The 14,145-nt window shown below is 43.0% G+C and carries 13 protein-coding genes; 1 reads left to right on the top strand and 12 read right to left on the bottom strand.

What is annotated here, in order from left to right; translation table 11 throughout:
* Positions 1 to 98 precede the first annotated feature (98 nt).
* The gene (locus tag AB5I83_RS01305; protein ID WP_448972264.1) at positions 99 to 1,052 is read left to right on the top strand and encodes a 4-hydroxy-3-methylbut-2-enyl diphosphate reductase; all 954 of its coding nucleotides are present in this window, start codon (positions 99 to 101) and stop codon (positions 1,050 to 1,052) included.
* 201 nt (positions 1,053 to 1,253) lie between these two features.
* Here AB5I83_RS01305 and AB5I83_RS01300 read toward each other — a convergent pair whose 3' ends face one another.
* From AB5I83_RS01300 to glyQ, 12 genes are all read right to left on the bottom strand, one after another.
* A complete protein-coding gene (locus tag AB5I83_RS01300; RefSeq protein ID WP_448972262.1) occupies positions 1,254 to 2,369 on the bottom strand; it encodes a Nif3-like dinuclear metal center hexameric protein in 1,116 nt (371 codons plus the stop codon).
* Positions 2,366 to 3,076, bottom strand: a complete 711-nt coding sequence (locus AB5I83_RS01295; protein WP_448972261.1) for a tRNA (adenine(22)-N(1))-methyltransferase — start codon at positions 3,074 to 3,076, stop codon at positions 2,366 to 2,368. Before AB5I83_RS01295 ends, AB5I83_RS01300 begins: the two co-directional genes overlap by 4 nt.
* 123 nt (positions 3,077 to 3,199) lie before the next feature.
* A complete protein-coding gene (gene cccA / locus AB5I83_RS01290; protein ID WP_448973854.1) occupies positions 3,200 to 3,562 on the bottom strand; it encodes a cytochrome c550 in 363 nt (120 codons plus the stop codon).
* A gap of 185 nt (positions 3,563 to 3,747) precedes the next feature.
* Complete coding sequence (locus tag AB5I83_RS01285) at positions 3,748 to 4,887, bottom strand: acyl-CoA dehydrogenase family protein (protein ID WP_448972259.1); 1,140 nt, start codon at positions 4,885 to 4,887, stop codon at positions 3,748 to 3,750.
* Between the two features lie 98 nt (positions 4,888 to 4,985).
* Positions 4,986 to 5,426 (bottom strand): hypothetical protein, encoded by a 441-nt coding sequence (locus AB5I83_RS01280; protein ID WP_448972257.1) that lies wholly within the window; start codon positions 5,424 to 5,426, stop codon positions 4,986 to 4,988.
* A gap of 200 nt (positions 5,427 to 5,626) precedes the next feature.
* On the bottom strand, positions 5,627 to 6,757 hold the full coding sequence (gene rpoD, locus AB5I83_RS01275; protein ID WP_102263622.1) for an RNA polymerase sigma factor RpoD: 1,131 nt from the start codon (positions 6,755 to 6,757) through the stop codon (positions 5,627 to 5,629).
* Between the two features lie 44 nt (positions 6,758 to 6,801).
* Positions 6,802 to 8,607, bottom strand: coding sequence for a DNA primase (gene dnaG, locus AB5I83_RS01270; RefSeq protein WP_448972255.1), 1,806 nt, complete (start codon positions 8,605 to 8,607; stop codon positions 6,802 to 6,804).
* A 15-nt stretch (positions 8,608 to 8,622) separates the two neighbouring features.
* Positions 8,623 to 9,030, bottom strand: a complete 408-nt coding sequence (locus AB5I83_RS01265) for a DUF188 domain-containing protein (RefSeq protein WP_448973852.1) — start codon at positions 9,028 to 9,030, stop codon at positions 8,623 to 8,625.
* Positions 9,031 to 9,369: 339 nt separating this feature from the next.
* Positions 9,370 to 10,188 carry a pyruvate, water dikinase regulatory protein gene (locus tag AB5I83_RS01260; RefSeq protein WP_167831592.1) on the bottom strand — a complete coding sequence of 273 codons (819 nt, stop codon included), beginning with the start codon at positions 10,186 to 10,188 and terminating at the stop codon, positions 9,370 to 9,372.
* Positions 10,189 to 10,217: 29 nt separating this feature from the next.
* Positions 10,218 to 10,847: a helix-turn-helix transcriptional regulator gene (locus AB5I83_RS01255; protein WP_167831593.1), complete on the bottom strand. Its 630-nt coding sequence runs from the start codon at positions 10,845 to 10,847 to the stop codon at positions 10,218 to 10,220.
* Between the two features lie 265 nt (positions 10,848 to 11,112).
* On the bottom strand, positions 11,113 to 13,188 hold the full coding sequence (glyS, locus tag AB5I83_RS01250) for a glycine--tRNA ligase subunit beta (protein WP_448972253.1): 2,076 nt from the start codon (positions 13,186 to 13,188) through the stop codon (positions 11,113 to 11,115).
* The gene (glyQ, locus tag AB5I83_RS01245) at positions 13,181 to 14,071 is read right to left on the bottom strand and encodes a glycine--tRNA ligase subunit alpha (RefSeq protein ID WP_311071749.1); all 891 of its coding nucleotides are present in this window, start codon (positions 14,069 to 14,071) and stop codon (positions 13,181 to 13,183) included. The genes glyS and glyQ overlap by 8 nt, the downstream gene beginning before the upstream one ends.
* Positions 14,072 to 14,145: the final 74 nt, after the last annotated feature.

Raw genomic sequence — 14,145 nt, 5'->3', positions numbered from 1 at the left:
TTAATTCATTCCTTCTGGAAAGTCGCTTTTGTATTCTTTCTGCAAGTCTTATATAATAAAAGAAAGAATCAGAGGTGTATTCTTAGGAGGATGACTCAATGAATGTAATTAAAATATCGCCACGCGGATATTGCTATGGTGTTGTTGATGCCATGGTCATTGCACGTAATGCTGCATTGGATAAAAGCTTGCCGCGTCCAATATATATACTTGGTATGATTGTCCATAATAAGCATGTCACTGATGCATTTGAGGAAGAAGGCATCATTACATTAGATGGAAACAACCGCAAGGAAATCCTTGAAAAAGTTAATGGCGGAACAGTTATTTTCACAGCACACGGAATCTCACCTGAAGTCAGGGAGCTTGCCAAGGAAAAGGGGCTAGTCTCGATCGACGCGACATGTCCTGACGTGACAAACACCCATAACCTGATCAGGGAAAAGGAAAAGGAAGGTTTCGAGGTTATTTACATCGGCAAAAAAGGCCATCCCGAACCTGAAGGAGCAGTTGGTGTCGCACCAGGAATCGTTCATCTTGTGGAAACGGCATCAGATGTGGAAGCTTTAAATCTTCAAGCTGAAAAGTTGATTGTCACTAACCAGACAACGATGAGCCAGTGGGACGTTGCCGACATCATGAAAAGCGTGAAAGAAAAATATCCTCATGCAGAGGTCCACAGAGAAATCTGTATGGCAACACAGGTACGCCAGGAGGCAGTCGCGGAGCAGGCTAAGGAAGCAGATGTCCTTATCGTCGTTGGCGACCCTAAGAGCAATAATTCAAATCGTCTCGCTCAAGTATCCGAAGAAATAGCTGGTACAAAAGCATACCGGATTGCTGATATTACCGAGCTGGATATCGAATGGGTAAAGGATGCTGACACAGTCGCAGTCACTTCAGGAGCATCGACTCCGACTCCGATCACAAAAGAGGTCATTACTTTCCTCGAACAGTTTGATAAAGAAAACGAGACAACCTGGATGAAAGAGAAAAAAGTACCCCTTCACAAAATCCTTCCAAAGGTCAAAAAGACAGGGGCAAACGTATAATTGGACGAAAGCAGCCTGAATGGAATTTCAGGCTGCTTTCTTGTATTTTCGTTATTGTGGGATCACCTAGCTGAAGGCCCAATCGACTTTTGGCCGGCATATATCCCTCTGCCAGAATGGTGCTCAAAACAGGTTTCGGGCGCAGCTGGTATCATTCTGCCGAAACTGATGCCAACAAGGTATCCACAATCAAATTACTGTCTAAATAAAGGTGAATGGATCTGTCCCAATTTCTGATGGAATGAACTTGACATCGTATCCTTTCTCTTTACATAGTCCTTCCATCACAACAGCTACTCCATGTTTCATGATTTTCTCTACATTATGCCCCGGATCAATCATATTCAAGCCTGCCATCAGCGCGTCATGTGCAGTATGGTAATAAATATCCCCTGTTACATAGACGTCAGCCCCGCGGAATTTCGCCTGTGAGTAATATTTGTTGCCATCACCGCCAAGGACAGCTACTTTTTTCACCTTTGCATTCAAGTCACCGACAACGCGTACTTTATCGACACCCAAAGCTTCCTTTACAACATCGGCAAACTGGGACAGAGTCGTCTCATCCACCTGTCCGATTCTGCCAAGTCCCAGTTGCTCTCCTGTATTTTCAAGTCGATATATATCGTAGGCGACTTCCTCATAAGGATGGGTTTTTATCATAGCCTGAATGACTTTTTTTTCCATACTTTGGGGAAATACAGTTTCTACACGTACTTCTTTGACTGCTTCAAGCTTCCCTTGTTCGCCGATATGAGGATTTGTATTCTCTCCTGGGAGGAACCGTCCCTCTCCCGCTCCGGAGAATGAACAATGGCTATAATTGCCGATTGCTCCTGCACCTGCATTTCCTAATGCCTCACGGAGGTTCTCAGCATCCTCCTCCGGCACGAAAACGACAAGCTTCTTCAGTTGATCTTCATAAGTAGGTATAAGTACTTGAGCATTCTTTAATCCTAGCGCAGCAGCCAACAGGTCATTCACTCCGCCTTTTGCTACATCCAAATTTGTATGTGCTGCATAAACCGCGATGTCATGTTTGATCAGCTTGGCAATCATTCTTCCTGCAGGAGTGTCCGTTGCGATTTTTTTCAAAGGCCTGAAAATGGGCGGATGGTGGGCGATGATCAATTGAGCGTTCTTGGCGATCGCCTCCTCCACCACTTCCTCTGTTACATCAAGAACTACGAGGACATTCTCGACGGGCTGGTTCAATGCTCCGATTTGCAAACCGACCTTATCGCCTTCCATCGCAAATGCTTTAGGGGAAAACTGTTCAAAAAGCTGAATCACTTCATGCCCATTCACTTTTTTCACTGTAACGCCTCCTCTGCCATCTTCAATTTAGCTTTCAATTCCTGCCTCTTGCTCTCTGTATCATCATTTTGCACAGCATCATCCAGCTGCTTTAGGATACGCTCCCAATTCCGCTTTTCTGCATTCCACTTATCCTTGAATACTGCTGACTTCTCCTTAAGCAAAAATGGACCAAACAGAATGCCAGAATCAAGGTTAATATCCTGATACGGCTTAAACGATTCCCCCTTGTCAGCTACAAGGACCTCATAAATTTTCCGATCTTCTTCAAGGATTTCTTCTTTGACTAGCTCCCAGCCATTGTCAATCAGCCATCTGCGCACAGCAAAGCTGCCAACATTAGGCTGGAGGACAAGCCTGCTGACTCCTTCTAATTTTGATTTCCCCTTTTCCAGGATCGTTGAGATCAATGTACCGCCCATACCGGCGATGGTAATGCAATCCACTTCTCCGGGGGCAATGACTTCCAGTCCGTCCCCTTTTCTGACTGAAATCTTGTCAGTGAGTTTTTCTTCCTGTACTTGTTCAATGGCAGATTGAAATGGACCTTCAGCGACCTCACCAGCAATCGCCATTGGAACCACTCCCTTCTTTACAACATGACAAGGAAGGTACGCATGGTCAGAACCAATATCAGCCAGCTTCGCCTCCTGGGGAATATTATTTGCAACGGCTTCAAGCCGGTCAGAGAGTCTTTCAGTATTCATACAAGTCACCTACTAAATCGTATTTTGCTTTTTTAAGTATATGAAACACGATGCCTATTGTCCAATTATGCAGGAGTGAAAAAAGTAAAGGCCCTTTGCTGCTATGCAAAGAGCCTTTAAAGATTACTTCAATTCATTGACAATCCATTCTGCCATTTCTGCTTCCTTGCCTGCAGCCATTCCTGGTGGCATGTTTCCTTTACCATTAACCAAAATGTCCTGAATTTCTTCTTTGGAATACTTGCTGCCAACACCTTTTAAGGCTGGGCCAGATACACCTTCATACTGGTTTCCGTGGCAGCCTGCGCAAGATTGCTGGTAAAATTCCTCAGGGTTCACTTCAGCTGTTTCTTCGGTCTTTTCGCCGCCTTCTTTTTCCTTTGCAAGGTCCTTGGAATCCCCTACACCCTTGAAAGAAAGCAAGAACATCAAGCCGATCCCCATCACCATGATCAATACGAACGGGATAATTGGATTACGATTCATCATATACCCTCCTTTATGTACAACATCAAATCTTAAATAATGATTTCACACAGATATTATTTTACTTGAAAAACGTTTACAGGGAAAGTAAAAAAGCAAACTTTGTCACACTTGTTCACAATTTAGACAAAAAACTCCATCGTTTGATGAAGTTTTTCTGTACAAAGCATATATAGGATACCCTTTTAGCAGCCAATTAATCTTGCAATCACCATTCTTTGGACTTCTGAAGTGCCTTCACCGATCTCCAGCAGCTTCGCATCCCTCATGTAACGTTCTACTTCGTACTCTCTCATATAGCCGTAGCCTCCATGGATCTGGACAGCCTGGTCAGCCACTTCCATCGCAATCTCAGAAGCATACAGCTTACACATCGAAGCTTCCTTCGAGAATGGGCGCCCTTGATCCTTCAGCCAGGCAGCCTTGTAGACCATATTGCGTGCAAGTTCAATTTTCATTGCCATGTCAGCAAGCTTGAACTGGATAGCCTGGAACTGTGATATCGACCTGCCGAACTGCTGTCTTTCTTTCGCATACTGCAAGGCTTTTTCATAAGCGGCCTGAGCCACTCCGACAGCCATAGCGCCTATTCCAATCCTGCCGCCGTCCAGCGTGACAAGGAATTGCTTGAAGCCTTCTCCTTTTTTACCAAGAAGGTTTTCAACCGGAACATGTACGTCCTCCATCACAAGCTGAGTCGTGTTGGAAGCATTCAATCCCATTTTTTCATAATTATCAATGACAGAAAAACCAGGTGCATCGGTTGGCACGATAATCGCACTGATTTCCTTTTTCCCATCGACATTGTCCGTGATCGCTGTCATTGCGAGATGTTTGGCATAGCTTGCATTCGTGATAAAGTTCTTGCTGCCGTTGATGATGTACTCTCCATCCACTTCTTTCGCTGTTGTCTGTGTACCTCCAGCATCCGAGCCTGCATTAGGTTCGGTCAGTCCGAAAGCCCCCAGTGATTCACCTGAGCAGATTGGTGCAAGGTACTTTTGTTTCTGTTCCTCTGTACCAAATAGATTGATAGGTGCGCCACCGAGAGATATATGGGCTGAGTATGTAATCCCGGTTGAAGCGCAAGCCTTGCTCAATTCCTCCGTTACAATCGCAAAACTAACCGTATCAGCACCGGCTCCGCCATATTCCTCAGGGAACGGCAAACCCAGCATTCCTAGTTCTCCGAGCTTTTTGAAGATTTCTGTCGGGAATTGTTTTGTTTTATCTCTTTCAATCGCTCCTGGAGCAACTTCTTCCTCCGCAAATTCTTTAATCGTCCTTTTAATCATGGCTTGTTCTGATATTAAATCAAAATTCATTTCCATCCCCCTTAAAACATTGAATGCGTTTACATTCTTCATTATAAAGGTGAATAAACAATTTTCTCAACATTTAAAAACTTTTAAATTGTTAAAAATTATATAAATATAGCAATTACTAGGACAATTAACCCTAAGGTTCCGGAGAGTTTAAAGCTCACCATGTTCCACTTCGTCCCTGCTGCAATCCACAATATACAGTTCAAGCCCGCAACGATGTACAACAACAAGGGGTGCTCAGGAAATATTATTTCAGCTGCCTGAACTGATGTGATCAATAACAAAAGTGCTGAAGTTAATAATGGGATCAAATCAAAAAAAGATTTTTTCAACATGTACAGAACTGCTGAAAGGGTCGTAATTCCAAAAAAAATGATGAAGGCAGTTTGCAAAAAGAGCGACAATTCAGTAAAATAAAATAAAAAAACTGAAAGCGATAACAACCCTACCAGGATAAAACTTCCCAATCCTGTAGTGCTTCTCGGTCTTTTTTGCTGAGGCAGTTCAGCTTCCTCACTTCCTTCTGTATACAAGTTCAAAAGGAAGTCACAATAGTGCTCCGGCAACATCCTGTTTTGCTTCCAGTACTTAATCTCATTGGTGATGATTTTCCTGCGATGGTCATCCATATTTGGGCACATCCTGTCTTATTGATGATCTGAACTTAGAAATGATATTAGCTCATAAAAAAAGGAATAATTTACTTTTATTTTAAAAAGTAAATTATTCCTTGGCAATCCTATTCTAAAAAGTCTTTCAATCGTTTGCTGCGGCTTGGATGTCTTAGCTTACGAAGTGCTTTCGCTTCAATTTGGCGAATACGCTCGCGTGTAACGCCAAAAACTTTACCCACTTCTTCCAAAGTGCGTGTGCGTCCATCATCAAGACCGAAACGGAGTCTTAAGACATTCTCTTCACGGTCTGTAAGCGTGTCAAGGACATCTTCCAGCTGTTCCTTCAAGAGCTCATATGCGGCATGTTCTGAAGGAGAAGTAGCATCCTGGTCCTCGATGAAATCCCCAAGGTGGGAATCATCCTCTTCACCGATTGGTGTTTCAAGGGATACTGGCTCCTGGGCAATCTTCAGGATTTCACGTACTTTTTCAGGGGAAAGGTCCATGTCTTCACCAATTTCTTCAGGTGTCGGTTCGCGTCCCAAATCTTGAAGGAGCTGCCTTTGCACACGAATCAATTTGTTGATGGTTTCCACCATATGGACAGGAATCCTGATTGTCCTCGCCTGGTCAGCGATGGCACGTGTGATGGCCTGACGAATCCACCATGTCGCGTAGGTACTGAATTTAAAACCTTTACGGTAATCGAACTTTTCTACAGCCTTAATTAAGCCCATGTTTCCTTCCTGGATCAGGTCAAGGAATAACATTCCACGGCCAACGTAACGCTTGGCGATACTTACTACCAATCGAAGGTTAGCTTCTGCAAGCCGTCTTTTCGCTTCTTCATCGCCTTGTTCGATTCTTTCTGCCAGATTGATTTCTTCTTCTGCAGAGAGCAGGTCGACACGGCCAATCTCTTTTAGATACATCCTTACCGGGTCATTGATCTTTACTCCCGGCGGGACACTTAAGTCATTCAGGTCGAATTCTTCATCGTCTTTTGCAAGCTGTTTGATGTCAGGGTCTTCAACCTCATCGCTTTCACCTACGAGTTCAATCCCTTGTTCACCAAGGAACTCATAGTATTCATCCATTTGATCGGAATCAAGATCAAAGCTTGATAGCCTTTCTGCGATATCATCATAAGCAAGGACACCTGTTTTCTTGCCAATTGCTGTTAACTGGTCTTTCACTTGTTCAACTGTCACTTCATTTTCGGTGACTTCTTTAGAACGGGCTGACTTTTCAGCCATATGTCCCCCTCCTTCCAAAAATCAAAAACAATCAGCATAAGCTTCTATAAGGTCTTGCGCAATTGGATAATTTCAGTGGCAATCGCCGCAGCGCGCAAGAAATCGTTTTGTCGTTCTGCCTGTTTTTGTTCTGCCATTTTTTCCTTTATTTTTAACATTTTTTGATAATTCAAGACCTGCTTGATATAATCAGATAATTCCTGGTCACTGATTTCCTCATTAAGAGGCATCATTTCAATATCAGCAACGACCCTTTTTAGCTTATTATCCTGAAGATAATTTAAGAACGCTCCCGGGTCAGGATCATGTCCTTTTTCATAGTATGCAAATAAATAAGTAATAATAGCCTGGTGTTCATCAATGTTCAATGTATTTCCTGCAAGCAGCTCCTGAACCTTATATGCCACATCGGCATCTTTCATCATATGGAAGATCATTCGCCTTTCGGCCGTATGATAGGCAGGCTTTAGTTCCGTCTTCCTTGTATAGCTTACAGGTCTTGATTCCGGTCGCGGTTGATTTTGCTTTTTTGGAGCCGATACCTGAACCAACTGATTGAGCTGCTGGATCAATGCATCTAAAGAAAGCGAAAACTCAGTCGCAAGCTGCCTCAAGTACAGGTCTTTTTCGACTGCTTTATCGAGTGTACTTATTTCTTTAAGTACTTCTTCGATATATTGAAGTCGATCTCCTTCATTCTGAAGGTTTTTCCCACGGCGATAATATATTAATTTAAATGCCATCAAAGTGGCACTGGAACCAATTATTTCGTTCCTGAATTTGTCCTCGCCATGCACTTTTATGAAATCGTCCGGATCCATTCCATCAGGCATCATGGCAACCCTGACAGAAACCCCTGCTTTTGACAGCATGTTTGACGCCCTGAATGCTGCTTCAATACCAGCTTTGTCCGAGTCGTAACAAACCGTTACAGCTTGAACGTTTCTTTTGAGCAAGGAAATATGTTCCTCGGTCAAAGATGTTCCCATTGTGGCAACACCGTTTTCTACGCCTGCACGGTTAGCGGAAATAACATCGGCAAAGCCTTCGAAAAGTACAGCCTGCTGCTGCTTTCGAATTGAGCCGCGGGCGAGATGAAAATTATATAAAATTTTACTTTTATTGAAGATTTGCGTTTCGGGACTGTTCAGGTATTTGGGCTCTTCGTCCCCCATTGCTCTCCCTGAAAACGCAATCGTATTTCCCTGATGATCCAGGATCGGAAACATGATCCTGTTCCGGAACCTGTCAAAGTAGGTACCTTCGTTTTCCCGCTGAATGATCAATCCTGCTTTGGAAATCATTTCGAGCGAGAATCCCCGTTTCTCCAGCAGCTTAACCGCAAAATCCCATGATGGCAGCGCATAGCCAATCTGGAAGGTGTCAATTGACTCCTGTGTGAATCCTCTGTTCAGAAGATATTCCAGGGCATCCTGACCCTCTTTTGTGTTTACAAGCAAATGATGATAGAATTTACGCAATAGTTCATGCGCTTCAATCATCTGCTTGGAACCTTCAGGCAGTTGTGGATTTCTGCCTGCAGCCTGACCTTCAAGTTTCAGTTCAATGTTAGCCCTTTCCGCGAGCTTCACTGCAGCTTCTTGAAACGACAGACCATCGATATCCATCAGGAATGAAAAGACATTCCCGCCGGCTCCACAACCAAAACAGTGAAAAATCTGCTTATCAGGTGAAACTGAAAATGACGGAGAGTTTTCCCCATGAAATGGACAAAGCCCAAAATAATTGCGGCCTTGTTTTTTCAATTGGACATAATCACCAATGACATCGACTATTTCAACCGCTTGCCGGATTTCATTTACTTTTTCCTCGGCAATCCTCTCTGCCATAAGCATGACCTCTAATTAGTTGTGATTCGTTGAACATACCTTAAAATTCAATAAAAGCTTGTTCAATTCCTTTATAAACTTTTCCCTATCTCTTTCAGTAAAGGGCTTTGGCCCTTTTCCATAGGATCCTTGCCTTCGTGCCCGCGCAGAAAGATATCTTAAGTCAAGAGCAGTCTGAATGTCCTTTTCTTCAAATAAATTTCCCCTTGGAGAGATGGCATAAACCCCTTTCGCAATAAGCGTAGAAGCAAGACCAATGTCCTGCGTCACCGCAAAATCACCTTTTTTCACGTGGTTCATTAAATAAAGGTCTACAGCCTCCTTATGAGAATCGACAAAAACCCAGTTCTGCCCTTGAAGATCGTTCTTCATATGAGCATATGAGGCCACAAAAACAGCTTCGATGGAATACTTCGAAGCAATTTCGACAATTTCCTTAATAACCGGGCAAGAGTCTGCATCAACAAAAAGGGTCTGACTGTTGATTTTACTAGTATTAATTCTACATCACTCCGCATATTCCTTCTTAAGGAATGGATTTTTTTAAGGGAATTTTGTCGAATTTTTTCGCGGTCAATATCTTGACAACTGATAGTAAATAGTTTATTCGTAATCTGTCCAGTCTAAACCTAAACAGATACATTTTTATCACAATTTTTTATTATAGTATAAGAAAGCCTATTTTTCCATTATTTTTTCTTGGCTAATGCATTAATTCAGTAAAGAGAACCGTCAAAAAGAAAAGCACATAAAAAATATGTGCTATTCGTCCATTTTCTTGTTACGGACCATATTCAGGATGACATTTGCTGTTTCTTCAACCGCTTTGTTCGTTACATCAATGACTGGACACCCTATTTTTTCAACAATCCCATCAAAATATTCAATCTCTTCCTTGATTCTTTCGATATTGGCATAGATTGCCTGATCGTTTAAACCAAGCGAAATCAGCCGCTCTCGTCGAATTTGATTCAACTTATCAGGCGTAATTCTCAGTCCAAAACACTTTTCCTTTGGAACAAGGAAGAGTTCTTCTGGCGGATCCACTTCAGGTACAAGCGGTACGTTCGCGACTTTATAGCGTTTGTGGGCCAGGTATTGTGATAATGGGGTTTTTGATGTTCGTGAGACTCCCACGAGGACGATATCCGCTTTCAGTATTCCTCTTGGGTCTCGCCCGTCATCGTATTTTACTGCAAATTCAATTGCTTCGACTTTTTTGAAATAATCTTCATCCAGTTTCCGGACAAGACCAGGTTCATACAAAGGGGTCTCGCCACTAAGGACCTGTATTTGCTGCATGAGCGGGCCAATAATGTCACAGGCATAGATGCCCTCCTTTGCAGCAGACTCTTGAAGGTAATCGCTGATATCAGGCTTGACCAATGTATACGCAATCATCCCTCCATCATGCTTCGCCATCGCAATAACTTCATCAATATGTACTTTATCTTCCACATAAGGAAACCTTTTAAGTGAAACATCCAAATGCTCGAATTGGCTAATGGCAGCCTTCGTAACAAGCTCTGCTGTTTCGCCGACTGAATCAGAAACCACATAAATAATAGGTGTTTTACTCATCTTTGACCAACCCCTTCTCTATTTGCTTCTTATTCTTCAGCCAAGGCTACGAAAGCCTTTGTAATGTTTGTCTTGGTCAACCTTCCTACTAGCTCGTATCCATCATCGGTATCTTTAATGATTGGAAGGGCATCAATCTGCTTTTCAATCAATTCCTTGGCAGCATCTATAAGCAGGTCTTCACGGCGGCAAACAGTTATATTGGGCATCCTTGTCATGATGATATTAACCGGCAAGGTCGTCAGCTCCTGCTTTCCGATGCTTGCTCTCAATAAATCTTTGCGAGAAAGGACACCTACTAGCTTTGAACCTTTATCGACCACAAATAAAGTGCCGACATCTTCTAAGAACATCGTAACGATTGCGTCGTATACAGATACATTTTCAGGGACGACTACCGGGATAGACTGATAATCTCTGACGAGAATTTTTTTTAGGTTCTCTGAAAGCAGCTGATTACCAGATTTGCCCGTATAGAAATAACCAACACGTGGTCTGGCATCCAAATATCCCGACATCGTCAGGATGGCAAGGTCTGGCCTGAGCGTAGCTCTTGTCAGATTTAACTTTTCAGCAATATGCTCACCTGTGATTGGTCCATTATCTTTTACGATTTGCAGAATTTGCTCCTGGCGTTTATTCAGTTCGATTGTCCTCACCACCCATCGGGAGATTTTAATATAGCTGGTTCTCGCACTGTTTCTCAAATCTCACAATCAAACTACGATTGTGCTTCCTCATGAAATCAATTATTACGCTCCTGAGATTGCGCTATTAAAATAATTATATACCACAAGAGGTAAACAGAAGAGATAAATTTTCAAAACCTTTTACAGCTTTATGACGATTTCTACAAGATCATAGTTGTTAAAGTGCCTTCCCCTTAAGGAAGGCACTCAATTGCATCGATTGATCAGCGGATGATCACTTGACTACAATATCATTTACTTTCGCAAGTTTCATGATTAACACCGCGAGTGCTGCCATTTGATTCAGGCGATTTTCACGTAGTTCGGCCTGATCTGCCATGACCATCGTATGCTCGAAATAGTCATTGATTGCCGGCTTGATGTCAACCAGTAACTGATAATAGGAGGCTGCGTCCATTCCGTCCTCAGCCTTCTTGCCAAGATCCAGGTACTTTTCGTACAGCTTTTGTTCATAATCGCTTTCGAATATCTCAGGATCGATATCACCTAGTACATCTTTCTTGCTTGCAATGTTCAGAACCCGGCTCAATGCCTCGATGCTTTCTTTGAAGCCTTCATTCCTGCTGGCATCCTGGAGAGTATCCGCTTTTTCAATAAGTTTTGACACAATACCTATTTCACCGCCAAGTACTGCATCGATTAAATCGTAGCGGATGCCTCGCTCTTGCAGCAAGTGCTTGACCCTCAGCTTAAAGAATTGGATAAGGTCGTGATACACTTCTTCGTCATTTCGTTTGATGATTCCTGCTTCTGTTACAAGATTTAGCGATAGGCCTACAAGGTTTTCCAGTGAGATGTTCCATTTCTTTTCAATCAGCGTCTGGACAATCCCTGTTGCCTGTCTTCTCAAAGCATAAGGGTCCTGGGAGCCACTTGGGATGATGCCAAGTGAGAAGAACGCCACGATGGTATCCAGTTTATCCGAAATCGCAACCAACGCTCCAGCTGGAGACCCTGGAATTGAATCTTCTGCGTTGCGAGGCATATAATGCTCATTGATTGCCGCTGCTACCTCTGGTTTCTCACCTTTTTGCAAGGCATATTTTTCACCCATGATCCCTTGCAGTTCCGGGAACTCATAGACCATCTGAGAAACCAGGTCGAATTTGCTGATTTGGGCTGCCCGATCAGCATTTTTCAAGATTTCAGGCGAAAACTCCATTCTATCAGCAATCAAGCCTACAAGCTTGCGAACACGTTCTGACTTTTCAGCAATCGTTCCAATCTCTTCGTGGTATACAACATTTTTCAATTTGTCCAATGCTGCATCAATCTGCATTCTTTGATCCTCTCTATAGAAGAATGCTGCATCCGCGAGTCGCGCCCTAAGAACTTTCTCATTTCCGCGAGCTACTTTTTCTATATGGAGGTGGTCACCATTTCTGACTGTAATGAAATGAGGCAGCAAGTCGCCGCTCTTTGATTTCACCGGAAAGTACCGTTGGTGCTCCTTCATGGAAGTGATCAGGACTTCGCTCGGAATTTCCAGGAATTCATCTTCAAAACGGCCATATAAGGCTGTTGGATATTCAACGAGGTTATTGACTTCTTCCAGCAAATCTTCATCAACCGGAACTGCCCAGCCATTCTCCTCCTCGATTTTTTCGAGCTGTGAAATAATCGCCTCTTTGCGCTTTTGAGCATCAGCAACTACATATTGCCCTAATAATGCTTCTTCATATTCCTGAGGATTGGATAAGACAATCTCTCCTTCCCCAAGGAACCTATGGCCTCTGGTTGTGCTGCCAGTTTCAGCACCAGCGATTTCAAATGGAATGATTTCATTTCCAAACATCGCAACAAGCCATTTGATCGGACGTACATAACGAAGCTCACGATCGGCCCAGCGCATATTTTTAGGGAATGTCAGTCCAGATATAATCCCTTTCAACTCTACAAGCAATTCAAAGGTTTCCTTCCCTTTGATGAATTTCTTTACGTGAGCATATTCAACACCATTGATTTCTTTAAAATAAATATCCTCAACACTCAATCCCTGGCCGCGTGTGAAGCCGATTGCTGCTTTAGACCACTCTCCACCTTCAGCCATAGCGATTTTTTTAGCAGGGCCCTTCGCTTCTTCCTCACTGTCTTCCTGACGCTCATCAACATTCAGGACAAGCAATGCAAGCCTTCGCGGTGTGGAATAAAGCTTGATTTCTTCGAAGCCGATATTATTCGTGTTCAGCCACTTCTCCACCTTGGAAGCAAGCTGGTTTATGGAGTCAGTAATAAATCTTGCAGGCATTTCTTCCAGACCGATTTCAAGTAATAAATCACGTTTAGTCATTTTCCACCTGCTCCTTCCGTTTAATGATTGGGAAGCCTAATTTCTCTCTTTCCTCGTAAAAAGTTTTCGCTACTTTCTTCGCAAGATTTCGGATACGGGCAATATAGCCGGTCCTTTCAGTTACGGATATCGCTCCGCGGGCATCTAGAATGTTAAAAGTGTGGGAACACTTCAGGACATAGTCATAGGCAGGATGGACAAGACCTTCATCCATCTGGCGATTTGCTTCTTTCTCATAAATGCTGAAAAGATTAAAAAGCATATCTTTATCGGATGTCTCAAACGTATATTTTGAGTGTTCATATTCTGGCTGTCCAAATATATCTCTTACAGTAAAACCTTCTGTCCATTCCAAATCAAAGACATTTTCCTTGTCCTGGATATAGGATGCAAGACGCTCGATTCCATAAGTAATTTCAACGGATACCGGTTTGCAATCCAGGCCGCCTACTTGCTGGAAATAAGTGAATTGCGTGATCTCCATCCCGTCAAGCCATACTTCCCAACCAAGACCAGCACATCCTAGTGATGGATTTTCCCAATTGTCTTCTACAAAACGGATATCATGTTCAAGGGGATCGATTCCCAATGCTTTTAGCGAATCAAGGTACAGTTCCTGGATATTGTCCGGTGACGGCTTCATGATCACCTGGAATTGATGATGCTGATAAAGCCTGTTTGGATTTTCTCCGTAGCGGCCATCAGCTGGGCGGCGTGATGGCTCAACGTACGCGACATTCCATGGTTCAGGTCCAATCGCCCTTAAAAATGTGTATGGACTCATCGTTCCGGCACCCTTTTCGGTGTCATATGCCTGCATAAGGACGCATCCTTGTTCAGACCAATGTTTTTGCAATGTTAAAATCATATTCTGGATATTCATCTTTAAACACCTCCGAAAATTTTGAATCGAGTTTTCTAATCATTTTTCTGTGAATAACCTATATCCAAATAAAA

It is taken from the genome of Mesobacillus sp. LC4 (assembly GCF_053543455.1).
The sequence above is the reverse complement of the archived record's forward strand: the minus strand, read 5'-3'. Positions and strand labels throughout refer to the sequence as shown.

What these genes read in the sequence shown, in the direction of transcription:
- AB5I83_RS01295 (WP_448972261.1), bottom strand. Translation starts at nt 3,076, where the DNA reads ATGAATACTGAAAGACTCTCTGACCGGCTTGAAGCCGTTGCAAATAAT.
- cccA (WP_448973854.1), bottom strand. Translation starts at nt 3,562, where the DNA reads ATGAATCGTAATCCAATTATCCCGTTCGTATTGATCATGGTGATGGGG.
- glyS (WP_448972253.1), bottom strand. Translation starts at nt 13,188, where the DNA reads ATGACTAAACGTGATTTATTACTTGAAATCGGTCTGGAAGAAATGCCT.
- rpoD (WP_102263622.1), bottom strand. Translation starts at nt 6,757, where the DNA reads ATGGCTGAAAAGTCAGCCCGTTCTAAAGAAGTCACCGAAAATGAAGTG.
- AB5I83_RS01285 (WP_448972259.1), bottom strand. Translation starts at nt 4,887, where the DNA reads ATGAATTTTGATTTAATATCAGAACAAGCCATGATTAAAAGGACGATT.
- AB5I83_RS01260 (WP_167831592.1), bottom strand. Translation starts at nt 10,188, where the DNA reads ATGAGTAAAACACCTATTATTTATGTGGTTTCTGATTCAGTCGGCGAA.
- AB5I83_RS01305 (WP_448972264.1), top strand. Translation starts at nt 99, where the DNA reads ATGAATGTAATTAAAATATCGCCACGCGGATATTGCTATGGTGTTGTT.
- dnaG (WP_448972255.1), bottom strand. Translation starts at nt 8,607, where the DNA reads ATGGCAGAGAGGATTGCCGAGGAAAAAGTAAATGAAATCCGGCAAGCG.
- glyQ (WP_311071749.1), bottom strand. Translation starts at nt 14,071, where the DNA reads ATGAATATCCAGAATATGATTTTAACATTGCAAAAACATTGGTCTGAA.